We start from the raw sequence: 23,006 nt of genomic DNA, 5'->3' as shown, positions 1-23,006 counted from the left end.
GCGCACAGCAGTTCACGCGGTGGCGACCTGGCGGCGCCACCGCGTGAACTGGGCCGCCGCATCCCCGGTGTACGACCACGGCACCCGCACCGCCCGGCCGTCCAGCAACCGGAACGCGTCCGCGGCCTCCGCCGGCCGCCCCGCGTAACACGCGGCGTGCGCCAGGTAGTTCAGCTCGCCGACCTCCTCCGCCTCAACCGGCCCCGCCTCACGCATCCCGAGCCACCGTTCCCAGGTGCGGCGCACCTCCGTGACGGCCAGTTCGTGGTCCCAGTGCTGCTGCCCGGTGAGCGGTGCGACGACGGGCCGTCCGTGTGTGGCGTCGGAGACGTACCGGTACTCCTCGACCCTGGCGATCTGCACCAGCACCGGCAGCGGCGAACCGGGCGGCGCCGCGCCCGCCGCGTCTCGCGCGAAGTCGTACATGGTGCCGTGGGTGCCGTGCCAGCGCGCCGAGTAGTACCGCAGCAGCTGGGTGTGCCCCTCCATGTGGTGCGGATCGCGGCGGAGCAGTTCGTCCCACCACTGCGTGACGCGTCGCCTGGCCCCGTCCTCGTACAGCCGGGCCGCCGTCAGCAGCGACGCCCAGGGCATCGGGTCGGGCGGGCAGATGTCGGCGGCCCGCAGACAGCAGTCGACGACCCGGTCCACCCGGTCCTGGTCGAGGCCGGTGCCACGTCCCGCCGCGACGGCCCGGGCGAACAGCCGGACCACTTCGGCTGCGGCGTTCAGCACCTGCGCGTCGGCGCTCTTCGGCTCGGCGGCCAGCCACGTCTCCACGGTGGTGCTGCCCGCGACGGCGTGGGCCAGGATCCGGATCCGGTGGGTGCGCAGGGCCCACCGGTTGCCGGTGGCGTGCAGCAGATCGCGTACGCCCTGCCAGCGGCCGATGACGATGTCCTGGCGGGCCGCGGTGAGCGGCCGGTCGCCGAGGTCCGGGTCGAAGCGCACGGGTGAGGGTGTACGGCGGTGTGCAGCCATCAGTAGTCGGTGACGATCGTGGTGGAGTGGGCGTAGCCGGACGGTTCCTCGGCCCGTACCGTTTGCGAGGCGTCGAGCTTCGCCGGCCGGTAGTACGAGCTGCCGCGCCGCCAGTACCAGAGCATCGGGACAGCTCCCACGGCGAGACTGCCGAGGCCGAGCGCGAGCGCCGTTCGGCTGAAACTGCCGAGCGCCTCGAAGAAGATCCAGAACATGAAGAGCGAGCCGGTCAGCGGCCAGAGTCCGCCGAGGACGAGGTCCGCGACCGAGCGGCACAGAAGTTTGCGGTACGCGACGACCGCGGCCAGGCCCGCGAGGCCGTAGTACACGGCGATCTGCAGCCCGATGGCCTCGACGGCCACGCCCAGGATGTGGTGGACCGGGCCGAGGGCGAGCGAGGCGAGGATGAGGGCGAGGGCGACGCCTCCGACGGCGGCGACCGCCACCCAGGGGGTGTTCCAGCTGCGGTGCACCCGGCCGAACGCGGCGGGCATCGTACGGTCGCGGCCCATCGCGAACAGTGAGCGTGTGACCTGGATGAGTGTGGTCTGCAGCGTGGCGACGGTCGACAGCATCACAGCCACCACCAGCAGTTTTCCGCCGACGCCGGGCCAGACCCGCTCGCCGAGCACGGTCAGTACGTTGGCGCTGTGCCGCTCGATGTCGTCGGCGGAGAGGATTACGTTCACCGCGATGGTGAACACCTCGACGAGCGCGAAGACGGTGAGCACGCCCACGATCCCGGCCAGGCCCGTGGTGCGGCGGCTGTTGCGGGTCTCCTCGCTGAGGTTGCCGGTGACGTCCCAGCCCCAGTAGTAGAAGGCGGCGATCAGCGCACCGGAGGCGAAGCCGGAGACGCCGTCGAAGTGCCCGAAGCCGAGCCAGGACCAGTCGAAGGCGTGTGCGACCCCGGATCCGGTGCCCGTGCCTTCACCCGGACCGGTCCCGCGGACGAGCGCGACGACCGCGAAGACCAGCAGGATCACCAGCTCGACCCCGGAGATCAGCAGCTGGGCGCGAGCGCTGAGCCGGGCTCCGCCGAGCACGACGAGCAGCATCACCAGGAACCAGCCGGCTCCGATGAGGGTGGCGAGCGTCGTGTCGTCGGCGAACCGGGAGTCGATGACGGTCAGCGTCATCGTCCCGGCGGGCAGCGATCCGGCGACCATGAACAGGGTCGCCGCGACGACCAGTGCCCAGCCGCTGAGGAAGCCGAGGAACGGGTGCAGGGTCCTGCCCACCCAGGAGTAGCCGGCGCCCGCGTTGACGTCGATCCGGCCGAGCTGCCGGTAGGCGAGGGCGATGCCGAGCATCGGTATCGCGCAGTACAGCAGGGCGGCGGGCCCGCCGAGACCGACCGTGCCGACGAGCACGGCACTGGTGGCGGCCAGCGAGTAGGCGGGGGCGCTGCCCGCCACGGCCATCACGATCGTGTGGAACGTGCCGAGGACATTGGGCTGGAGCCCACGGCCGGGCCGGTCGGGCATGCTGCGCATCGCTGTTCTCAACTGCTTCCGGAAGTGTGCCGTGCCCCGGCCGGAGTCCCGTACATCCTTCAGCGGCACGACATATGGCGGCATGTCAGAAACAGATCTTCGGAAATCCGAACGGTGGTGGTCAGTCCGTTCGTGAAGACCGTCCGCATCGTAGTCCCGCGGTTACAGCTGCGTGGACTTGGGAGCGACGAGCGTTACGCGACGTCCATACGGCGCCTGCGGCGTCTACAGTCGGAGACATGGTTTCGGGTGAGGCACCGCAGGCGGAGGGAAGCGTCCGCGTCGACAGTTGGATCTGGTCGGTACGGCTGACCAAGACCCGCTCGCAGGCAGCTGCCGCCTGCCGTGCCGGACACGTCAGGGTCAACGGCGACCGGGCCAAGCCCGCGCAGACCCTGCATGTGGGGGACGAGGTACGGCTCCGGCACGCCGGCCGGGACCGGATCGTCGTGGTGTCGCGCATCGTGAGGAAGCGGGTCGGCCCTCCGGTGGCGGCGGAGTGTTTCGTCGACAACAGCCCGCCCCCGCCGCCGCGCGAAGCGGTGATCCAGGTGCCGGTCCGCGACCGGGGCACGGGCCGCCCGACCAAGCGCGACCGCCGCGAGATGGAGCGCCTGCAGGGCCGTGGCCCCGGGGACCACCCGGCCTGAGCCGTTTGCTGTCCGCCTCGGCATCTGCCGGTGCGCTCCGCCTCCGGTGCCGGACGTTCAGTTCTGGTAACCCTCCACCTCGCCGGGCGGGCGCACCTTCGCCCCGGACGGATCCTCGCCGAACTCGCTGAGCGCGCGGCGCTGCCGCAACAGATCCCAGTACTGTTCGAGTTGGATCTCCACCGTACGCAGGCGTGACTTCTCGTCCGCGGAGAGTCCCATCTCCTGGGTGGAGCGGTCACGCAGTTCCCGCTCCTCGGAAACCAGACCGCCGATGTTGTCGATGATCTCCCGGTCGTCCATGACGCCTCCTTCGGCCTGGTTCGGATGTACTCGGGCGCCTTCTGCGAGCGGTTCTCCGGGGCGCGGGTCAGAGCGCGAACAGGGTCTTGCCGCGGGCGCCTCCCCTGCGGTTCCGGTCGAGGGTCTGCGGGGCTTTCTCCAGCGGGAGTTCGATGTCGATGGGCACCTTCAGCACGCCCTCCGCAGCGCCCGCCGCCAGGACGTCGAGCAGAACGGGTGTCGGTTCGAGCCGGAAGTCGATGGACCTGACGCCCTCTGGAACAGCGGCCCGGCCGGCGACACCCCGGGTGGTGACGGCGACACCGCCGTCCCGCACCAGCGCCGCCATGGCCGCGAACGCCTCCGGTGTGGTGGAGACCAGGTCGACGAGCGCGTCGACGCCGCCCGGAGCCACCTCCCGTACCGCCGCTTCGAGTGGACGAGCCGTCGTGTCGATGGTGACGGCGGCGCCGAGCGCCCCCATCCGCCACCGCTCGTCGCCACGCACCGCCGCGAGGACGCGCAGGTCCCGGGCGGACGCGAGCTGGGTCAGATAGCTGCCTACGCCGCCCGCCGCCCCGAGGACCAGCAGGCTCTCGTGGCCGCGGAGCGCCGCCGTCTCCAGAATCTGGGCGGCGGTCATTCCGGCGGACGGCAGCGCGGCGGCGGTCCGCAGGGGGAGACCGTCCGGGACGATGGCGATCGTGGAGTCCTGCGGGACGGACACGAAGTCGCAGTACGTGCCCACGCCGACCGGCGATCCGGTCACCCGTCCGAAGACCGGGTCGCCGACCCGGAAACGGTTGTCGCCGGTGCCGATCATGTCCACCCGGCCTGCGTAGTCCACGCCGATGACCAGGGGGAAGACATGCGGAGCCAGTCCTTCCAGGGCGCCGTCCGCCGTCTGCCAGTCGGACGGGTTGAGCGCGGCGTATTCGATCCGCACCCGTACGTCGCCTGCTTCGGGATTCGGCTTGGGCACCTCGACCAGGGTCGGATCGGCCCGGAACGCGCTGACGGCTACGGCTCGCATACGGATGACCTCTCAGTCGCCCCGACAGTGACGCAGTCTCGGGCTCCACTCTTCCCCGGCCCGTGCGTCGCCGCACGTCGAACCCGGCCGTCGGCCGGCGTGCTCGAAGCCGTTCGAAGGGAGGGAGCCTTCCGCGGTGACCGGCGCGGAAGGACGGAGCCTCTCCCGGATCAGGCCCGTACGGACATGCGCCGCCCCGCCCACATCCGCGCGAGCACCGCGCACAGTGCCACCGCCAGCCCGACGGCGAGAACGATCCACACCGTCGAACGGAGCGAACTCGTCAGCGCGTCGTACACCGCCGCCGCCCCGTCGCGGTCGCTGCCCGGCACCCCGGCCAGCACCCGGATACGGGCGATCGCGATCGCCCCGCGCAGCACCACCGCACCGATCGCGAAGCCCAGCCCGACGACTGCTGTGGCGGCCAGCGCGGCAAGGGCGGCGCCCCGTCGGCCGGGTCCGCCGCGCACCGCCGCCATGAGCACGGCGGCGACGGCGAACGCCGCCGTGCCGACGGCGGGCCAGATGCTGCCGGCCCGCAGCAGACGGAACGTCCGGCGCAGCTGGTCGGCGCGGTCGGCGGAGAGCAGGGTGATCTCGGTGTGCCGGACCGGGATCCCGTCGGCGAACGGCACCCCGCTGTCCAGCAGGTTCTGTTTGACCTGCGCCATCACCGGCGCCAGATCTATGCCCACGGCCTCGCCGCTCCCACCGTTCAGCGCGGCGGTGACGGTCTCGTGGGCGGTGCGGTTGGCGGCGACCCAGGCGGCACGGAAGGCATCCGTGGTGGTGAAGGACTCCACCGCCTCGTGCAGAAAGTCCCGCGAGGTGTCCTGGAGCAGCCCGGCGTCGATCTGCTTCGTCGCTTCGTCGGTGATCAGACCGGACACGACGGACTGCACGCCGGGGTCGGAGGCGAGCGGCTCCACCGCTGTGACGTACCGGTCCGTGTTGTCGATCTCCAGATCGACCCAGGCGGACAGCGCGCTCAGCGGGACGAGGACGGCGAGCAGCACCAGCACTACCGCCGACAGAGCCGATGAGATATATGTCCGCACCCCTCAAGGGAATCCCGTACGGCAACTCCGCGCCCGGGGCGGTGAGCCATTCGAGTTGCCGGGCGGTGCAACCGGGTGTGCCCTTGAGTGAACAGGGGGCCACGGAAGGAGTTCTCGGCCATGGCCACACACGCTTCGATGCCGGCGCGCGGCGCCGCACCGGCGCGCACCAAGCGCCCCAGCACACTCAGCTGGGCCATGCCCGTCACACTGGGCGTGATCCTGGGCTGGTGGGCGACGTCCATCGTGCGCGGCGGCGGTGTGCTCACCGGCACGCAGCTCGCCCTCGGTCTGATCTCCGGCGCCGTGCTGGCGGCGCTCTGCTATGCCCTCGGCCGGGCACAGAAGCGACTGCCGGTGGAGGCGAAGGCCGTCGCGTACGGCACGCTGTTCGGCGGTTCGGTCGGCTTCCTCTACAGCCTGTCCGACAAGAGCGTGCTCGCGGCCAGCGTCCTGGGCCTGGTCACCGGCGCCGCAATGCTGGTGTGCGCGTTCTATGCCTTCTACGTGACACAGGACTGAGCCCCCAGCCCTCCTCCTTCCTGGCACACGCGGGTGGCCCGGACAACGTGGCCTGCGTCGTCGTGGACGTGGTGGCGCTGTAGACGGACGGCCCCGCGCGCACATGCGCGCGGGGCCGTCCGTCTCACCGGATCGCTCAGGTCTGTCAGTCGCGGACGACCGTCACCGGGCACGGCGCGTGCTGGGTGACATGGAGGCTGACCGAGCCGAGCAGGGTCGCCTTGAACCCGCTGTACCCGCGCGCCCCGACGACCAGCAGGTTCGCGCCCTTCGCGCGGTCGAGCAGGGCCTCCGCCGGGTTGCCGATCACCACGATCTTGTTGACCGCGGCCGCACCCTCCGCGCCGAGGGCCTCCTCAAGCGCCTCGGTGAGCGACACGATCGCCACGGCCTGCGGATCGAAGTCCTCCGGCATGCCCGGCATCATGGACGCCCAGCTGGTCGAGGGGTACTCCCAACTGTTGACGGCCTCCACCGAGTCACCGGTCAGCTCGGCCTGGCGTACGGCCCAGTGCAGCGCCTTGATCGACGACTCGGAGCCGTCCACGCCCACCACGATCCTGCCCATCTCTGCCTCCAGCTCGGTTCAGCGCATATCTGCTGATACGCCTCGCAGCGCATTTTTGCGGATAACTGTAATCAAACCGGATGGAGGCTCGACTGTCGGTCCGGCTGCCGTCATTCGGGCGCCCGCGCGTCCCGGGCGTTCAGTCCAGTCGCAGGTCGGCGAACTGCTGCTCGAACGGCACCACCTCGTCGTCGAGCCCAAGGGCCCTCGACGCCCCGGAGACCGCCCGGCCGCCCGAGATCATCCCTGCGAGCTCGCCGCCCGCGCGCCGGATCCGGGACGGCAGCCCCTCGGTGTACTCGTCGCCGGACGAGCCCCAGTCCTCCGACGCCGCGTACACGGATGTCGGTACGACGGTGGCCCGCAGGTACGCGAAGAGCGGCCGCATCGCGTGCTCCAGGGCGAGCGAGTGCCGGGCGGTGCCACCGGTCGCCGCGATCAGGACGGGCTTGCCGGTCAGCGCCGTGTTGTCGATCAGGTCGAAGAACGACTTGAACAGGCCGCTGTACGAGGCGGTGAAGACCGGCGACACGGCTATCAGGCCGTCCGCCCCCGCCACCGCCTTGATCGCTTCGTCCAGCGCCTGCGGCGGGAAGCCCGTCACCAGGTGGTTCGCGATGTCGACGGCCAGATCGCGCAGCTCGATCACTTGGATCTCGACCGGCCGGTCCTGCTCGGTGGCCAGCCGCTCCCGGGCGGCGACCGCCAGCCGGTCGGCCAGCAGCCGGGTCGACGACGGCTGGCTCAGTCCGGCCGAGACGGCGACGATCTTCAGAACCCCGGTCTGCATGGTGGGTCAGATCTCCTTCGTGCGGGCGGCGACGGCCGGGTGGACGGGTGCGGAGTCCGGCACTCCGGCCGGCCGCAGGTTGGCGAACTCCTTGCGCAGCACCGGAACGACCTCCTCGCCGAGGATGTCGAGCTGCTCCAGGATCGTCTTCAGCGGGAGTCCCGCGTGGTCCATCAGGAACAGCTGGCGCTGGTAGTCGCCCACGGCGTCACGGAACGACAGGGTCCGTTCGATGACCTCCTGCGGGGAGCCGACGGTGAGCGGCGTCTGCTGCGAGAAGTCCTCCAGGGACGGGCCGTGTCCGTAGACCGGCGCGTTGTCGAAGTACGGGCGGAACTCCCGTACCGCGTCCTGCGAGTTCTTCCGCATGAACACCTGGCCGCCGAGGCCCACGATGGCCTGCTCGGCGGTGCCGTGCCCGTAGTGCGCGTACCGCTGGCGGTAGAGGTTCACCATCTTCTTGGTGTGCTCGATGGGCCAGAAGATGTTGTTGTGGAAGAAGCCGTCGCCGTAGTACGCGGCCTGCTCGGCGATCTCCGGGGAGCGGATCGAGCCGTGCCAGACGAACGGCGGGACGCCGTCCAGCGGGCGCGGGGTCGCGGTGAACGACTGCAGCGGCGTGCGGAACCTGCCCTCCCAGTCGACGACGTCCTCGCGCCACAGCTTGTGCAGCAGGGCGTAGTTCTCGATGGCGAGCGGGATGCCCTGGCGGATGTCCTTGCCGAACCACGGGTAGACCGGGCCGGTGTTGCCGCGGCCCATCATCAGGTCGACACGGCCGTCCGCGAGGTGCTGGAGCGTCGCGTAGTCCTCGGCGATCTTCACCGGGTCGTTGGTGGTGATGAGGGTGGTGGACGTGGACAGGATCAGGTTCTCGGTGCGGGCGGCGATGTAGCCGAGCGTGGTCGTCGGCGAGGACGGGACGAACGGCGGGTTGTGGTGCTCGCCGGTCGCGAAGACGTCCAGGCCCACTTCTTCGGCCTTCAGCGCGATCGCGAGTGTCGCCTTGATCCGCTCGTGCTCGGTCGGTGTTCTGCCGGTCGTGGGGTCGGTGGTGACGTCTCCGACGGTGAAGATCCCGAACTGCATGGCGTCCGCCTCCGTAAGCGTGAGTATTAATGATTGAACCTTGAACTAATTCGTTCACGGCTTATAACGGGGCACCGCCCCCTTCTATTCCGGCCCCCGAAGAGAGGCTCCGGCGGTGCGTAACCTGGACGAGAAGTTCCCGGGACACGCCGGGCATGCGGGACCGGGAGAGGCAGGGCCAGTGAGCGAGAGCGAGCGCTGGAAGGAGCGGGGCGTCGCGCTGCGCGTCTTCGTCTACGTCTTTGCCACGCATCTCTTTGCGGGCTTCGTCTACCTGCTGTTCTACGTGGGCGAGCACGCCCACAAGTGAGCCGGGAGGGCGGTGTTCGAGGGAGTCGTGGGGCGGCTCGCGAGCTGCACACCATGTCCCGACCCGATCCGGCCGGCCCGCGTTAGACTCGGGCCCATGACCTCCGTACCGTGCCGGAACTGGTGGCGCTCCCCTTAGGAGCGGCCGCCTCATCTGTACGGAACCAGGGCCGTTCGATATGGACGGCCCTTTTCACTGCCCTCGTACGGGTACGGATGCCGATCCCGGCGGGCCGTCCTCCACGCAACCAGCACCCGCGAGGAGACCCATGACCACCGTCGCCGCACCTGTCACCACCACCGCCACCCCCGCCCGGCGTCGCAGTGCCGAGCTGGAGCAGCAGATCCAGCAGGATCCCGGACGGTTCCGGGTGATGACCGGGGACCGGCCCACCGGGGCGCTGCACCTCGGGCACTACTTCGGGACGCTGCACAATCGCGTCCGGCTACAGGACCTCGGCGTGGACGTCTTCGTGATCATTGCCGACTACCAGGTGCTCACCGACCGGGACGTCGCCGAGCGGCTCGGCGAGCACATGGAGGGGATGCTGCTGGACTATCTGGCCATCGGTATCGACCCCGCCCGCACCACGATCTTCAACCACAGCGCCGTGCCCGCGCTGAACCAGCTGATGCTGCCGTTCCTCAGCCTCGTCTCCGTCGCCGAGCTGAACCGCAATCCCACGGTCAAGGACGAGATCGCGCACTCCCGGCAGTCCGCCGTCAGCGGGCTGATGTTCACGTATCCCGTGCATCAGGCCGCCGACATCCTGTTCTGCAAGGGCAACCTCGTCCCCGTCGGGCAGGACCAGCTGCCGCACCTCGAAGTGACCAGGACCGTCGCCCGCCGCTTCAACGAGCGGTACGGGACGGTCTTCCCGGAGCCGGACGCCCTGCTCTCCGCCGCACCCCTGCTGCTCGGCACCGACGGCACCAAGATGAGCAAGAGCCGTGCCAACTCCGTCGCGCTCGGTGCCTCCGCCGACGAGACGGCGCGGCTGATCCGCGGGGCGAAGACGGACGCCGACCGGCACATCACGTACGCACCGGAGACCCGGCCCGAAGTGTCGGGGCTCGTGCTGCTCGCCGCGCTCTGCCTCGACCGCGACCCGCACGTGGTCGGCGAGGAGATCGGTGACGGCGGCGGAGCCGTGCTCAAGCGGACCGTGACGGACGCCGTCAATGAGCGGCTGGCACCGGTGCGGGCACGGCGGGCCCAGTACGCGCAGGACATGGCGTACGTACGGTCGGTGCTGCGGGCCGGCAACGAGCGGGCCAACGCCGTGGCCGAGGCGACGCTGGCGGAGGTGCGGGGGGTGATGGGGGGAGTGCTGTAGCAGCCCGGGCAGCAGGGCAGGTCGGGCCGGGAGAGCCCTTCAGCGGTACGTCAACGAGCGCCTCCTGCGCAGCAGTTCCGCAAGTCCGCGCCGGGTCGCCGCGATCACCACGCGGTCCTCGGCGCGGAGTACGTACCCGGGGTGCAGGTCCCAGATCAGACCCGACGGCCGGTCCAGGGATGCGGCACCGGCCGTCGTCAGGTCCGGGTGCCGGTCCTCCGGCGGTGTGGCGTCAAGCGCCAGAACCCGCCAGGCCCCCGCCCGGAACGCCTGCTCGACCGTCCGGCCCTCCAGCTGCGGATGGCCCGCCACCTTGATCGCCGCGAACAGCATCACCTTCCGCTCGACCGGGATCGCGCCCAGGATCTGCCGCCCCATCATCGCGACGGCGAAGGACGGGGCGGCCAGGTGGGAGACGGACCGGGAGCGGGTCAGGGCCTGCGGGTGGGCGGTGCGCAGCGTGCGGTAGACGGCGGTGGCGAACTCGTCGTCGAAGAGGCGCAGCGCCACCCGCAGGTCCGGTTTGACCGAGCGGGCGTAGAGGGCGGCCTCCAGATTGGTGGTGTCGGAGCTGGTCAGGGCGAGCAGGGCACGGGAGCGCTGGATCTTCGCCGCTTCCAGGACGCCCTCCTGGGTGACGTCCCCGAGGACGACCGGTACGTGCAGCCGCCGGGCGACGGGGATGCCGCGCGCGTCCGGGTCGTCCTCCACGCACACCACGGGAATGTTGAGCTCGCGGAGCCGGACCAGCACCCTCGTACCGATCTTGCCGAGTCCGAGCAGCACCACATGACCGGAGAGTCCGCGCGGCGGGCGGCGCAGCGAAGATGCCGTGCGCAGGGAACCGAAGGCTTCGAGGACACCCGCCACCAGCAGCGGCAGCAGCATCAGCCCGGCGATGCCGGAGAGCAGCTGGATGACCTGCCGGGCGGCGGAGTCGCCGATCGCCGGGTCGCCCATTGCGAACAGGTCCAGGAGCGTCAGGTACACGGCGTGCAGCGGGTGTTCGCCCGTCGTCAACGTGGAGGCGACGGCGAGGCCCAGCACCGCCGAGGCGACGCCCAGCGCCGACCAGCGCAGCCGGCGCGAGAAGATCTGGCTCAGGGGTGCGCTTCTGCCGCCCATCCGCGGGGTCGGCCCGTCCGGTGCGGCCTCCCGGATGGCCTCGAGGACGACCGTGCCACGGCCGGTCGCGGCGGCCACCGACTGCTGGTCGGGCAGGAGTTGAGGGCCTTCGGCGCCGCTGCTCTCGGAACCTTCGGCGCCCGCCGGGTCATGGGTGGTGGAGGAGAGCAGGGCGAGCGTGCACAGGCCGGGGTCGGCGACCTCGCCCTGGCGGGGCGGGGTGCGTTCGACAGCACGCAGGAGCAGGCCCTCCGCCCGGACGACCTTGCTGGAGCCGGTCAGCGCTGTCGCGGCGAGTGCGGGCGCGGCGGTGTCGGCGTCGGAGAGGACGGTGGTGGAGGCGTCCAGCGCCGTCGGGTCGAGTCCGGGCACGGCGACGGCGGCGGCCTGGTCGAGGAGAGTCTCCAGATACTGGCCGAGCTTGCGGTTGTAGAGCCGGATGACCAGCCGGACCCGGGGGTTGATGCGGCGGGCGGTGAGCGCGGCACGGATGTTGCGCTCGTCGTCGTCGTAGACGAGCGCCAGCGCGGCGGCCGTGTCGACGCCCGCCTCCTCGAACGCCTCGTCGGACGGCTCCGCGGCCTCCAGGATGCGGACCGCCTCCACGCCGGCGTTGGTGTCGCTGTCGGAGCCCCCATTGGCTCCGGCGCCGCCGTTGCCCAGGTTGCGGTTCATCGCCGCCGACATCCGGCCGAACAGCGTGGCCGCCCGCCCGCGTTGGGTCAGCGGCAGCTCCGGGCGGCGCGGGTCGCGCCCCGGCGGGAGCAGCAGCGTGACCCGCTCCCCATAGACATAACGCAGCTCCACCGCCAGCCGCTGGGCGAGTGCGTCGTCGCCGCAGACGACCATGTGGCCGCTGACCGGGGAGCGTTGGGGCTGCTGGGGAAGTGTGGACACGGATCCCAGCATGCCTTGCCCACCTCCGGTGTTCGACTCATTCGGACCGGTCGGTGATCTTCGCGCGCTCCATCAGGCGGGCCCTGGACTTCCCTTACGGCGCGGTTTCACGGGGCATCGACGCATCGTCGTGCTGCTGTGACCGGCACCGCCACTTGATCACCAAGACTTCGAAACCCCTGGGCCCCGGGTCCAGGTCCACTGCCAGGGAAAGTGGTACGACTCCGTCATGCGGCAGTCGCCCTGCACAACGGCGGGAAGGGCGCCGCCACCGGCGCACCCGGCATCCGCACCCGGGTGCGCTCGTCGTACGTCAACGGTTCTTCAGGAGACAGCCTGAATTCCCGGACTCACGAGGCCTGGAAGCGCATCGCCGTTTCAGTTCCACTCGTGTCCGCATGAAACAGCGGCCGGCTCCGGGAACACGGAGTGCGGGCCGCTTCCATGCTGCTCAGTCGTCCATGGGCGCCGTACCCCACGTCGCGGACAGCAGGCAGAGTTGAAAGCGGGAGATGTCTCCGAACTTCGTCCGGATGTTGACGACGTGGTGCTTCACCGTCCGCTCAGTAATCCCGAGCCTCATGGCCAGGTCCCGTGTCGATGGTCCGTCGCGCAGCTGCCGGAACACCTCCGCCTCCCGTGCCGTCAGGCCGGCGGCCATACGGGAAATATCCGCAACAGTGAACCTCCCCCTACCGGAGCCCCCGTCCTGCCCCTCCAGGACGGTTCTGCGCCCGCGCCACTCCAGTTTGTCCATCGTTCCCCCTTCCGCGTCGGGCTCCTTCAGCCCCGAATGACGGTAACATGACGATAAGTAACTGAATTATGCAGAAGGGGAGTTGATGCTCACACGCCACTTTCCTCCACGCCCGGCGCCAGGGCCGCCGCAGTGCCTCGATCAGCCGCTGAGGGACGCTGCCAGCTTCAGTCGGTCGGAAAGCTGGCGCTTCGCCAGGTCCAAGACCTCGGCGTTCCGGTCGATACTCTGCTTCTGGTAGGCGGTTTCCACCCCGTACCAGACACCAACGAGGTTCACTTTCTCCTTGCAGGCGACATCGGCTTTCGCCGCGTTGATCGCCGCAGGGCTCGACAAGGCGTCATTCGCCAGCCCGATCTCCTGGGCCGGGTCCATCGGATTCGTCACCTTGTATCCGGCAGTTGCCATGCATTTCGACCATTTTTTATTGACTGCCAGGACCCGTGAGTCCTTCCGTGTCCGAGAATTCGCCTCGACCTTGAGGTTGAAGACGTAAAGAGCATCGACGCTCTGCGCGGTCGGTGCGTACAGCTCGAGGAAGGATTTACGGCCGCATCCACCGGCAGGAATCTGCTTTCCATTCACCATGGCCGTCTTCGTTTTCTTCTTCTTGGCTTCTTCCAGACTGCGGGGCAGCGTGTCGGGTTTCTGGTTCCGCGGACCACGCAGAACCATGGTCTCCGCTTCACTGAGATCGACTTGCTGCTTCTGCGGTTCACTGCCGGCCGCCACCGGCGCTTTGTATCCATACCGTGCAGCCGTCGCCATGTCCACCACCCCGTATATACGGGAATTCGGCGCCGACTTCGTGGCTTCGGGCGGCTCGGGAGCTTGGTACTTGAATCCAAATTCAGCCATGCACTGGGTTACCAGGATGTTCTGGGCACGCTTCAGGGTCACCTCCTCCTCATAGGTCGCCGCGTACCCGTCGAGCGGGTACGCGATTCCTGCCGTTTGCAGCAGGGCGGGAGTGGAAGTGACCTTGGGTTCACCGCCGGCCTCGCCGGATCCTGCCGCGGACGAACAGGCGGTGAGCCATAGAGCCACCGGCATGAGGAGGCAGGCTGCGAGATGGGGACGGAGAGCGGGAAGCACGGACTCGAATCCTCCGAAGAGATAAGGCTGTTACAGTGCGACGGCTGCCGTTCCGCCCGGTGCATGCGGGCGGAACGGCAGCCGTCAGGGCGAATCCCCGCTGTTCGTCACCTGGCCTTGTACCAGTAGGCCGAGGAGATCTCGTTCTTGAAGTTCGACGTGGCATTGCCGAAGTAGTCCGTGGGGACCGAACCCTCGACACCGCCCGCATTGGCGTCGGTGTACACCCACCAGGTGTATGTGTCGATATTCCAGTAGGAAGCGGTGTTGTCGTTGACGGTCTGGCCTTTTCCGGCGCAGGCCTCTCCCAAGTAACCCTTGAATACATCGCCACTGAAGTTCGTGTCGACGTACCTCAGGTCGAAGACACAGCCGGTCTGGCCCGAATTGTAGAACAGGCCGAATTCACCGGACCAAAGACCCCCGTCCTTCTCGCCCGTGTCAGCTGCGGCCTGGCCGGCCGTGCCGAGCGCGATCCCAGCAGCCGTTGCGACGGCCAGTGCGGCCCCGGCGAAACGCTTTCCAGCTCTGATTCCCACGGTTTGAACACCTTTCACTACGCAGGACATGGGAGCAACATTTCATCCGGGTGCATCGCACGCCGTCTACTGTCCTCCAGGACAGTAGACTTGATCGATCCACGCGCCTAAACTGCCCGGAGTCTAGCGGCTTGCGCCGTCGCAGCGTGCTCCCCGCGGCCGCATGTCCGTTTAGGGACATGCGTCGGCTTTATCGCTCGAAATCCCATGCCATTCGGTTTCACCGTTTCCATAAACCGATGCGGCAGTTTGCTGTCCCGGGATCCCGACCACCGGACGCACCGGGGGCAGGACACCGCTTCCGCCGGGCGCCTGCGCAACCCTCACTGCCGACACAACCGCACCCATGAGCAGCGCCAACCGCGCCCAGTACGGCCGACCGCCGTTTCCGTGGCCGGCCGACAGCCGGAACGGGGCCGGCCGTGCGGAAGCATTTCCGCGAGACGGCTGCCGTTCCGCCCGGTGCATGCGGGCGGAACGACAACCTTCAGGGCGAATCCCCGCTGTTCGTCACCTGGCCTTGTACCAGTAGGCCGAGGAGATCTCGTTCTTGAAGTTCGACGTGGCATTGCCGAAGTAGTCCGCGGGGACCGAACCCTCGATACCGCCCGCGTTGGCGTCGGTGTAGACCCACCAGGTGTACACGTCCTGGTTCCAGTAGGAAGCGGTGTTGTCGTTGACCGACTGACCCGATCCGGAACAGGACCCGCCCTTGAAGACGTCGCCGCTGAAGTTCGTGTCGACGTATGCCAAGTCGAAGACACAGCCCGACTGGCCCGAATTGTAGTAGAGGCCTATTTCACCGCTGTCGAGTACTCCGTTCTTCTCTGCGGCAAGGGCCTGGCCGGCCGTGCCGAGTGTGATTCCAGCAGCCGCCGCGATGGCCAGCGTGGCCCCGGCGAAACGCTTTCCAGCTCTGATTCCCACGGTCTGAACACCTTTCACCATCTGAAATACGGCAGAGGCATCTCATCCCTCACATCGCACGCCGTCTACTGTCCCTGGGGACAGTAGACTTGATCGATCCGCGCCCCTAAACTGCGCGGAGTCGGGCGGCTTGTACCCGTCGCAGCGTTGAATTTCACGCAGAGCCCATGTCCGTTTGCAGTCATGCGCCGTATTTATCGCCTGGAGTCCCGATGCCACCCCTTTCCACCGTGTCCAGAACTGCTGCGGCCATTGTCGTGTCGGTGTTCCTGGCCACTGGATGCTCCGGGCAGGACACCACCTCCGCCAAAGCTCCGGCGCAGCCCTCGGCCACCGGCACGATCGCACCGGTGAGCAGTGCCGACCGTGCCTACTACGGCTGCCTCGAGGATCAGGGCGTGGTCATGGAGAGTCGCGACGACGGACAGCTGCGCGTCGACAAGGACCGCAACAAGGACGAGGCCCTGGTCACCGCCGAGAAGCAGTGCGCATCGCTGGCGCCCGATCCGGAGCCCGTGGCCGCGGAAGACCTGGCCTCAGCCAAGAAGTTCAGCGCATGCATGCGGGAGAAGGGCATCAAGGACTACCCCGATCCGGATCCTGAGACCGGAGAATCCCGTTACGGGGCGGAAGCCGGTCACAAGGGCGACCCGGACTTCGTCGCGGCCGCACAGGCGTGCAACACCGGTTCCGGTCCGGTGGGTTCGGCAGTCGAGAACTGATCCCGTACGGCAGCAGGCACCCCGCGCGGCGCCCGGCCGACACAGACATGGATAGAGGGCACGAGCTACCAGTGACTGACGAGTTCCCGTCACTCCCCGTCATGGCATCACCCCCGCAGGACGGTCACACCGCCGAGCCGCCCGCACCCGCACCGCGCCGTGGACGGAAGCGTGCCGACGTGTCCGCGGAAGCGGAATCCCCGCGCGGCACACTCACACGGTCACGGCGCTGGGTGGCGATGGTCGCAGTCGCGGCCGTGGTCCTCGCCGGAGCGGGAGTGGCCGCGGCCGGCCTGATCAAGTCTCCGGCGCAGGCGGCCGCCGATGCCGGCGCCCCGGCGCAGGGCGCACTGACCGCCCCCGTCGACTACCGCGTGCTGACCTCCTCCGTGATTACTCGGGGCAAGGTGGTTGCGGACCAGTCCGTCGCGGTGACCCCCCGGGTGGCGGGCGGCGACGGCGCCGCCGCCGCGATGCTCACCAAGTTGTCGGTGGCGCCCGGGGATCGCCTCAAAGCCGGACAGGTCCTCATGGAGGTGTCGGGGCGTCCGGTCTTCGTCTGGAAAGGTCAGGTCGCGGGCTATCGCGATCTGCGACCGGGGGCGGTCGGGGACGATGTGCGCCAGCTGCAGCGCTCCCTGCGGGAACTCGGGCACGGAACGGGCGCCGACCGCGATGGCACTTTCGGCGCCGGCACCAAGACCGCACTCACCGCCTTTTACGGCTCCATCGGCTACGACCCCTTGCCCGCCCAGAGCGACAACGGGGACGCCGTGACGGCTGCCCGCGAGGGGGTCACCGGCGCCGAGCGCGCCCTGGAGGATGCGCGTGACGCGCTCGCCGCGGCCGGCTCCGACACCTCCGGCGACTCCGCCGCCGACACCTCCGGCGGCGGATCGGACACGGCGCAGCTCCAGAAGGCCGTCGACCGGGCCAACGAAGACCTCGGCGCGGCTCGGACCACTCTGGCCGAGGCGGAAGTCGCCGCCGGCCCCATGCTCCCCGTCTCCGAGGTGATCTATCTGCGCGACTTCCCCGCGCGGGTGGACTCGGTGCCGGCCAAGGTGGGCACCGAGATATCCGGCACTGCCATGACGCTGTCCGCCGGTCGTCTGGTCGTCCACGCGTATCTCCAGGAGAACCAGAAGGGCATGGTTCGTCAGGGGCAGAAAGTGGAGATCTACTCCGAGGTCCGGGGCATCACGGCGCATGCCAAGGTCACCTCGGTGGCCGCCGACCCGACAGTGCCTGTCCAGCAGGACCCCGACGGGGGTGGAAACACCACTGACGGCAGTAGCGACACCTCCGGCTATCTTCTGGAAGTCACCCCGGACAAGGCACTGGATCCACAGCTCACCGGCCAGGACGTGCGGCTGACCGTCCAGGCCGCCTCCACCGACGGGAAGGCCCTGGTCGTGCCCGTTACCGCGGTCAGCGCCGCCACCGACGGCCGCACGGTCGTCACCGTCGCCCCGAAGGGCGGCAGCACCCGGACCCGCGTCGAGGTACGTCTCGGAACGGCCGGTGACGGTTTTGTGGCGGTCACCCCGGTCAAGGCGGGGGCGCTGAGAACCGGTGATCTGGTCGTCACCGGCGTACGCCGGGGGAACGGCCAGTGACCCCTCCTGTCATCGAGTTCCGCGGGGTGGGCCTGACCTACCCCGGACCACCGCCCGTCGAGGCCTTCCGGCCGTGCGATCTGGCGGTGAATCGCGGCGAGTTCGTCACCGTCGTGGGCCCTTCCGGCTCGGGCAAGTCGACCTTCCTGAACATTGCCGGACTGCTCGACTCCCCCACCTCGGGCACGTACCTGCTGGATGGAATCGACACCGGATCCCTGCGGGACGCGGAGCGGACCGCGCTGCGCGGACGCCGGATCGGCTTCGTCTTCCAGTCCTTCCACCTGCTGCCGCACCGCAGCGCCCTGGAGAACGTGTCTCTCGCCATGGTGTACAACGGGGTTCCACGTCGTGAACGCCCCACCCGTGCCCGAGAGGCGCTGGACCGCGTCGGCCTCGGCCACCGCATGGAAGCCATACCGACCCGGCTCTCCGGCGGCGAGCGGCAGCGCGTCGCCATCGCTCGCGCCCTGGTCACCCGGCCGGCTCTGCTGCTGTGTGACGAGCCGACCGGCAATCTGGACACCGCGAACGCCGACGCCGTGCTGAACATGCTCGAGGAGCTGCATGCCGACGGCATGACGATTCTCGTCATCACCCACGATCCGGCGGTCGCGGCACGAGGCAGCCGCTCGGTGACCATCCGTGACGGGCTGCTGAGCGCGGCGGAAGGCGCCGTCGCATGAGCAGACGCGGAGTATTCCGCCGCGGCGCGCGCGATGGACGGCCCGAACGCTCCGTACCGGCCTCCGTGTTCGGCCTGCGCGACCTCGTCACCGAGTCCCTTGCGGGCATGCTGCAGCGCCCTGTCCGGTCGGCACTGACGTCCCTCGGCACGGTCCTGGGCGTCGGCACCTTCGTCGCCGTCCTCGGACTGACCGCAACGGCGTCCTCCCAGATCGACGCCCGCTTCAATGCCCTCACCGCCACCGAGGTGACCATCGAGGACATCGCCCGGGAACAGGACGAGTTCGCGGGCCCCGGTTTCCCCGACGATGCCGACCGGCGGATGCGCGCGCTCGCCGGCGTCCGGCACGCGGGCGTGTACTGGTCGGTTCGGTTCGACGGCAACGAGAGCGTACGCGCCGCACCGATCGGCGCGGCGGGGTCCGGTGACGGAGAGCGGATCGCCGTCCTCGCCGCCTCCCCCGGCGTCCTGGAGGCGGCCGCACCCACCCTCACGGAAGGCCGGATCTACGACGACTACGCCTCCCGGGCCGAGCAGCCGGTCGCCGTCATCGGTTCCGGCATCGCGGAGAGGCTCGGTATCACCACGCTGGAGACCAGCCCCGCCCTCTTCATCGGCGACCAGCCTTTCACCGTTGTCGGAATCATCGACGACGTCGAACGCAAGCCCGATCTGCTGCTCTCCGTAGTGGTGCCCACCACCGTCGCCGAAAGCTACTGGGGACCGCCCGACGAGGGAGCCAAGATGCTGGTCGCCACACAGCTCGGTGCTGCCCGACAGGTCGCCCGGCTGGCCCCGACGGCTCTGCGCCCCGACCATCCCGAATATCTGAGGGCTGTCCCCCCGCCGGACCCGCGGGCGCTGCGCGGCAATGTCTCCGCCGACCTCAACCAGCTGTTCCTGCTGCTCGCTGCCATCTGCCTGGTCATCGGTGCCGTCGGCATCGCCAACACCACCCTGGTCGCCGTCCTGGAACGCACCGGGGAGATCGGCCTGCGGCGCGCCCTCGGCGCCCGCGGCCGGCACGTGACCTTCCAATTCCTCACCGAATCCGGCGCCTTGGGCGCACTCGGCGGCCTGGTCGGCACCAGCATCGGCACCATCGCGGTGGTGACGGTCGCGGTGATCCGCGACTGGACCCCCGTGGTCCATCCCGGAACGGTGGCGTCGGCCCCGGCGCTCGGCCTGGTCACAGGTGTGCTCGCGGGCGTCTACCCGGCCTGGCGAGCAGCCCGTATCCAGCCCGTGGAGGCGCTCCGCCGCTGATGGCCTGATCACCGCGATGGTCGGTCCCGGCCACCGATTTCGGGTACCTCCGGCCCTGGGGCCGACGCCCGCGCGGTCGCCGCCTCGACCGCCGCGATCCGGTCGGAGAGCAGGTCCAACGCCGCCATCACGCGGGAGACGGTGTCTCCGTTGCTCGAAGGGAGCGGAGAATTCGGGGAAGAGGCGCTGTCCGGGCCGCCCATTGCCCGGGTGTGTACGTACGAGGCGGTGATCGCTGCCCACCGGTCGGCCTGTTCGGCGGTGAGAGTTCCGCGCAGGGCCGCCAGTTTCAGCAGGTTGGACTCGGCGCCGGTGGTGAGCGTCTGGGCCTCGCCCGCGTAGTGGTCGTCGACGACGGCGGCGAGCTCGGCGTCGTTCATCACGGGCACGATCCGTTCGGCGATCTTGTTCATGTTGCGGTACGAGCCCTGCAGCCGGAACGGCGGTTCGGTGCGCGTCGCGTCGGTCTGCGCGGCTGCGCGGCGCGCCGTCCCGTACGCCCTCGACACGGCGGGTGGCGTCACAGAGGGGGATGAACGTCTGGAGCAGTTCGAGTGATGTGTGCTGGATGTCGTCCAGGTAGAGGAGCGTGTTGGTGCCCGCCTCCAGTGCGAAGTTGATTTTCTCGATCTCCCGGCGGGCGGTCGCGCTGCGTGCCTGGGCGGGATCGAGGGAGGTCACCTCGCGGCCGAGCGAGGGACCGCTGATCTACCAGCAACCAGAAGCAGACGACGACGACCAGGGCCGCGCCGAAGCGGGCGGCGGGAAAGGAGAGCGCCGCGCTCAGGAACTCCTGCATCGGTCCACTCCCCCCTGCGTGTGAGCGGGGGTGCGGCGGACCGACGTCCGGCGGTGACCCCGGTGCCGCGACGCCGCCGACAGCGGCGCCGCAGCAGCCGGGCCTTCCCCCGTCCCCGTATCCCCCGTGTTTCCCCCGGGTGGTGCTGGGACCGATCGTGACAGCCGATGCCGCTGTGCCGCATTGCCGGAATCCGGCAATCTTTGTACGTCCTTGATGCCGGGCACCAGCACCTGCTCGGGTGCGTTGAGTGAATGTCAGTGACACATCAAGACTGGAGGCATGGGCGTGCCGGAGCCGGAGACTCCCGACGAGTATCTGGGGGACTACGTCCGCATCCTGGGCGAGGTCGCCGCGATCGACCTGGCGGACCGGATGGCCCTGGACGATCCGGTGCTGTACGCCGCCGATCTGCTGGTCTACCCGGTGCTGACCCGGGACCGGCAGGCGATGGCCGATCTGGTGCGCAGCGAGCTGGGCCCGCTCCAGCAGGCCCGCGGCGGCGCCGAACCGCTGCTCAAGACGCTCTCCGCGTACTTCGACGCGGGCTGTGTCGCCGCCGAGACGGCCCGGCGGCTGACGCTGAGCGTGCGGGCGCTCACGTACCGGCTGGAGCGGGTCCATCAGCTGACCGGTTCGGACCCGTCGGACCCGATGCACCGGTACACGCTGCAGACGGCGGTGATCGGCGCCCGACTGCTGGACTGGCCCGCCAAGGAGCTCTGATCCGGCGGACCCGCCCTGCTGCAGGATGCCGGTGCGCCCGCCCCGCTGCCGGATCCCGGCAGGCCCGGACCCGGGAGCTGCTTACCGCATGCGGGGATCCTGACCCGCGCTTAGCGTGAAGTGCGGGGGATGTCGGGGTGCGCACCGAGGGAGACCCAGGACCATGGCCCGTCACGCACGTCATGCGCGAGAGCCGTTCGAGGGGGAAGGCTCCGTGGGCGGCGTGAGAAGGACCGCGACCTCCTCACCGGCCCGCCCCGCGTCCGGGCGCGAGCATGGACCGGCGCACCGGTGGTGGGTGCTCGGGGTGATCGGTCTGGCCCAGCTGATGGTGGTCCTGGACGCCACCATCGTGAACATCGCCCTGCCCTCCGCCCAGCAGGATCTCGGTTTCTCCGACGGCAACCGCCAGTGGATCGTGACGGCGTACGCCCTGGCCTTCGGCTCGCTGCTGCTGCTCGGCGGCCGGATAGCGGACCTGGTGGGGCGCAAGATCGTCTTCCTGACGGGCCTGGTCGGCTTCGCGGGGGCGTCGGCGATCGGCGGCGCCGCCCCGGGCTTCGAAGTCCTGGTCGTCGCCCGTGCCCTCCAGGGCATGTTCGCCGCGCTGCTCGCGCCGGCCGCGCTCTCTCTTCTCACCACGACGTTCAACGTCCCGAACGAGCGGGCGAAGGCCTTCGGGATCTACGGTGCCATCGCGGGCACCGGCGGCGCGGTGGGGCTGCTGCTCGGCGGGGTCCTCACCGAGTACCTGAACTGGCGCTGGTGCCTGTACGTGAACCTGCTGTTCGCCCTGGTCGCCTTTGCCGGCGGCGCCCGGCTGCTGACCGCCGGGGCCCCCGCCCACCGCCCGAAGCTCGATGTTCCGGGCACGCTCCTGGTCTCGTCGGGCCTCTTCTGCATCGTGTTCGGCTTCTCCAATGCCGAGTCCCACCAGTGGAGTTCACCGCACACCTGGGGCTTCCTCGCGGCGGGCGGTGTGTTCGTGGCGGCGTTCGCCTGGTGGCTGACGAGGGCCGCGCATCCGTTGCTGCCGTTGCGCGTGGTGCTGAACCGGAACCGCGGTGCGTCGTACCTCGCGATGTTCATCGCCGGCGGCGGCATGTTCGGCGTGTTCCTGTTCCTCACGTACTACCTGCAGAAGACCCTGCTCTACTCGCCGGTCGCCACCGGTCTCGCGTTCATCCCGATGGTCGCCCTGATGATCGCGACGTCGATGACGACGACCAATGTGCTGGTGCCGCGGTTCGGCGCGAAGCCGATCGTGCCGCTCGGCATGGGCATCGCCGCGGCCGCCATGGTGTGGATGACCGGCCTGGACCTGACCAGCGGCTACTTCACCCATGTGCTGCCCAACCTGCTCTGCCTCGGCCTGGGCCTCGGCATGGTCTTCGCGACGGTGATGAACCTGGCCACGTACGGGGTGGCCGTCCGCGACGCGGGTGTGGCCTCGGCGATGGTCAGCACCAGCCAGCAGGTGGGCGGTTCCATCGGCACGGCGCTGCTGAACACACTCGCCACCGGCGCCGCCACGAGCTACCTCGTCGGACGCCCGCCGACCCCCGCCAACATCGCCCAGGCCCAGCTGCACAGCTACTCCACCGCGTACTGGTGGTCGGCAGGCTATTTCGCCCTCGGGCTGCTGGTCACCGTGGTCCTGTACCGCAGGGGCGCGCCCCGCCCCCAGATGGTGGAGGAGGCGGCACCGGTCCGCGCCTGACGACCGGGCCG

General features: G+C 69.5%; 23 protein-coding genes and 2 pseudogenes. 11 read left to right on the top strand and 14 right to left on the bottom strand.

All coding sequences use genetic code 11. The features are described 5' to 3' along the window. Nucleotides 1–12 precede the first annotated feature (12 nt). On the bottom strand, nt 13–981 hold the full coding sequence (locus ABZV38_RS01280) for a hypothetical protein (protein ID WP_356323256.1): 969 nt from the start codon (nt 979–981) through the stop codon (nt 13–15). Continuing rightward, on the bottom strand, nt 981–2,468 hold the full coding sequence (locus tag ABZV38_RS01275) for an APC family permease (RefSeq protein WP_356323468.1): 1,488 nt from the start codon (nt 2,466–2,468) through the stop codon (nt 981–983). Before ABZV38_RS01275 ends, ABZV38_RS01280 begins: the two co-directional genes overlap by 1 nt. 248 nt (nt 2,469–2,716) lie before the next feature. Between ABZV38_RS01275 and ABZV38_RS01270 the strand changes: the two genes are divergently transcribed. After that, nucleotides 2,717–3,127, top strand: coding sequence for an RNA-binding S4 domain-containing protein (locus ABZV38_RS01270; RefSeq protein WP_356323254.1), 411 nt, complete (start codon nt 2,717–2,719; stop codon nt 3,125–3,127). A gap of 57 nt (nt 3,128–3,184) precedes the next feature. Here the strand turns inward: ABZV38_RS01270 and ABZV38_RS01265 are convergent, their stop codons facing one another. The 3 genes from ABZV38_RS01265 to ABZV38_RS01255 form a co-directional block, all read right to left on the bottom strand. Further along, entirely contained in the window at nt 3,185–3,430 is a 246-nt protein-coding gene (locus ABZV38_RS01265) for a DUF2630 family protein (RefSeq protein WP_356323252.1), read from the bottom strand. A gap of 67 nt (nt 3,431–3,497) precedes the next feature. Further along, on the bottom strand, nt 3,498–4,442 hold the full coding sequence (locus ABZV38_RS01260; RefSeq protein ID WP_356323250.1) for an NADP-dependent oxidoreductase: 945 nt from the start codon (nt 4,440–4,442) through the stop codon (nt 3,498–3,500). A gap of 170 nt (nt 4,443–4,612) precedes the next feature. Then, nucleotides 4,613–5,500 carry a hypothetical protein gene (locus ABZV38_RS01255; RefSeq protein ID WP_356323248.1) on the bottom strand — a complete coding sequence of 296 codons (888 nt, stop codon included), beginning with the start codon at nt 5,498–5,500 and terminating at the stop codon, nt 4,613–4,615. A 120-nt stretch (nt 5,501–5,620) separates the two neighbouring features. On the opposite strand from ABZV38_RS01255, the gene ABZV38_RS01250 reads away from it, so the two are divergent. Further along, nucleotides 5,621–6,022 carry a hypothetical protein gene (locus tag ABZV38_RS01250; protein ID WP_356323246.1) on the top strand — a complete coding sequence of 134 codons (402 nt, stop codon included), beginning with the start codon at nt 5,621–5,623 and terminating at the stop codon, nt 6,020–6,022. A 145-nt stretch (nt 6,023–6,167) separates the two neighbouring features. On the opposite strand, the gene ABZV38_RS01245 is transcribed toward ABZV38_RS01250, so the two are convergent. The 3 genes from ABZV38_RS01245 to ABZV38_RS01235 all read right to left on the bottom strand — a co-directional run bounded on the left by ABZV38_RS01245 (nt 6,168) and on the right by ABZV38_RS01235 (nt 8,469). Continuing rightward, a complete protein-coding gene (locus tag ABZV38_RS01245) occupies nt 6,168–6,590 on the bottom strand; it encodes a universal stress protein (protein ID WP_356323244.1) in 423 nt (140 codons plus the stop codon). A gap of 139 nt (nt 6,591–6,729) precedes the next feature. Beyond that, nucleotides 6,730–7,380, bottom strand: coding sequence for an FMN reductase (locus ABZV38_RS01240; protein WP_356323241.1), 651 nt, complete (start codon nt 7,378–7,380; stop codon nt 6,730–6,732). Between the two features lie 6 nt (nt 7,381–7,386). Then, nucleotides 7,387–8,469: an LLM class flavin-dependent oxidoreductase gene (locus ABZV38_RS01235; protein ID WP_356323239.1), complete on the bottom strand. Its 1,083-nt coding sequence runs from the start codon at nt 8,467–8,469 to the stop codon at nt 7,387–7,389. A 181-nt stretch (nt 8,470–8,650) separates the two neighbouring features. On the opposite strand from ABZV38_RS01235, the gene ABZV38_RS01230 reads away from it, so the two are divergent. Together ABZV38_RS01230 and trpS are read left to right on the top strand one after the other, a co-directional pair. Beyond that, nucleotides 8,651–8,779: a DUF6126 family protein gene (locus ABZV38_RS01230; RefSeq protein ID WP_234322255.1), complete on the top strand. Its 129-nt coding sequence runs from the start codon at nt 8,651–8,653 to the stop codon at nt 8,777–8,779. Between the two features lie 268 nt (nt 8,780–9,047). Continuing rightward, nucleotides 9,048–10,115: a tryptophan--tRNA ligase gene (gene trpS, locus ABZV38_RS01225; protein ID WP_356323237.1), complete on the top strand. Its 1,068-nt coding sequence runs from the start codon at nt 9,048–9,050 to the stop codon at nt 10,113–10,115. Nucleotides 10,116–10,154: 39 nt separating this feature from the next. Here the strand turns inward: trpS and ABZV38_RS01220 are convergent, their stop codons facing one another. The 5 genes from ABZV38_RS01220 to ABZV38_RS01200 all read right to left on the bottom strand — a co-directional run bounded on the left by ABZV38_RS01220 (nt 10,155) and on the right by ABZV38_RS01200 (nt 15,455). Next, complete coding sequence (locus tag ABZV38_RS01220; RefSeq protein ID WP_356323235.1) at nt 10,155–12,149, bottom strand: NAD-binding protein; 1,995 nt, start codon at nt 12,147–12,149, stop codon at nt 10,155–10,157. A gap of 439 nt (nt 12,150–12,588) precedes the next feature. Beyond that, on the bottom strand, nt 12,589–12,798 hold the full coding sequence (locus ABZV38_RS01215; protein ID WP_356323233.1) for a helix-turn-helix transcriptional regulator: 210 nt from the start codon (nt 12,796–12,798) through the stop codon (nt 12,589–12,591). A 237-nt stretch (nt 12,799–13,035) separates the two neighbouring features. Then, nucleotides 13,036–13,989: a hypothetical protein gene (locus tag ABZV38_RS01210; protein WP_356323231.1), complete on the bottom strand. Its 954-nt coding sequence runs from the start codon at nt 13,987–13,989 to the stop codon at nt 13,036–13,038. Nucleotides 13,990–14,096: 107 nt separating this feature from the next. Further along, entirely contained in the window at nt 14,097–14,528 is a 432-nt protein-coding gene (locus ABZV38_RS01205) for a peptidase inhibitor family I36 protein (RefSeq protein WP_356323229.1), read from the bottom strand. A gap of 510 nt (nt 14,529–15,038) precedes the next feature. Then, a complete protein-coding gene (locus tag ABZV38_RS01200; RefSeq protein WP_356323227.1) occupies nt 15,039–15,455 on the bottom strand; it encodes a peptidase inhibitor family I36 protein in 417 nt (138 codons plus the stop codon). 230 nt (nt 15,456–15,685) lie between these two features. Between ABZV38_RS01200 and ABZV38_RS01195 the strand changes: the two genes are divergently transcribed. From ABZV38_RS01195 to ABZV38_RS01180, 4 genes are all read left to right on the top strand, one after another. Then, complete coding sequence (locus tag ABZV38_RS01195) at nt 15,686–16,177, top strand: hypothetical protein (protein ID WP_356323225.1); 492 nt, start codon at nt 15,686–15,688, stop codon at nt 16,175–16,177. A 101-nt stretch (nt 16,178–16,278) separates the two neighbouring features. Beyond that, on the top strand, nt 16,279–17,796 hold the full coding sequence (locus ABZV38_RS01190) for a peptidoglycan-binding protein (RefSeq protein WP_356323223.1): 1,518 nt from the start codon (nt 16,279–16,281) through the stop codon (nt 17,794–17,796). Beyond that, nucleotides 17,793–18,482 (top strand): ABC transporter ATP-binding protein, encoded by a 690-nt coding sequence (locus ABZV38_RS01185; protein ID WP_356323220.1) that lies wholly within the window; start codon nt 17,793–17,795, stop codon nt 18,480–18,482. Before ABZV38_RS01190 ends, ABZV38_RS01185 begins: the two co-directional genes overlap by 4 nt. After that, a complete protein-coding gene (locus ABZV38_RS01180; protein ID WP_356323218.1) occupies nt 18,479–19,750 on the top strand; it encodes an ABC transporter permease in 1,272 nt (423 codons plus the stop codon). The genes ABZV38_RS01185 and ABZV38_RS01180 overlap by 4 nt, the downstream gene beginning before the upstream one ends. Before the next feature lie 8 nt (nt 19,751–19,758). Here the strand turns inward: ABZV38_RS01180 and ABZV38_RS01175 are convergent. Next, nucleotides 19,759–20,458 (bottom strand): annotated as a pseudogene (locus ABZV38_RS01175) (hypothetical protein); the annotation flags it as partial. Between ABZV38_RS01175 and ABZV38_RS01170 the strand changes: the two are divergent. The 3 genes and pseudogenes from ABZV38_RS01170 (at nt 20,346) to ABZV38_RS01160 (ending at nt 22,995) form a co-directional block, all read left to right on the top strand. Continuing rightward, on the top strand, nt 20,346–20,573 hold the full coding sequence (locus ABZV38_RS01170; RefSeq protein WP_356323490.1) for a hypothetical protein: 228 nt from the start codon (nt 20,346–20,348) through the stop codon (nt 20,571–20,573). The pseudogene ABZV38_RS01175 and the gene ABZV38_RS01170 overlap by 113 nt on opposite strands. Before the next feature lie 330 nt (nt 20,574–20,903). Then, a pseudogene (locus tag ABZV38_RS01165) lies at nt 20,904–21,275 on the top strand (helix-turn-helix domain-containing protein); the annotation flags it as partial. Nucleotides 21,276–21,498: 223 nt separating this feature from the next. Next, nucleotides 21,499–22,995 (top strand): MFS transporter, encoded by a 1,497-nt coding sequence (locus ABZV38_RS01160; protein WP_356323216.1) that lies wholly within the window; start codon nt 21,499–21,501, stop codon nt 22,993–22,995. The last annotated feature ends 11 nt before the right edge of the window (nt 22,996–23,006 follow it).

Source organism: Streptomyces sp. NPDC005181 (assembly GCF_040608395.1).
In the GTDB taxonomy this organism is placed as follows: Bacteria; Actinomycetota; Actinomycetes; order Streptomycetales; family Streptomycetaceae; genus Streptomyces.
Note: the sequence above shows the minus strand (reverse complement) of the source record. Positions and strands in the feature narration are given on the sequence as shown.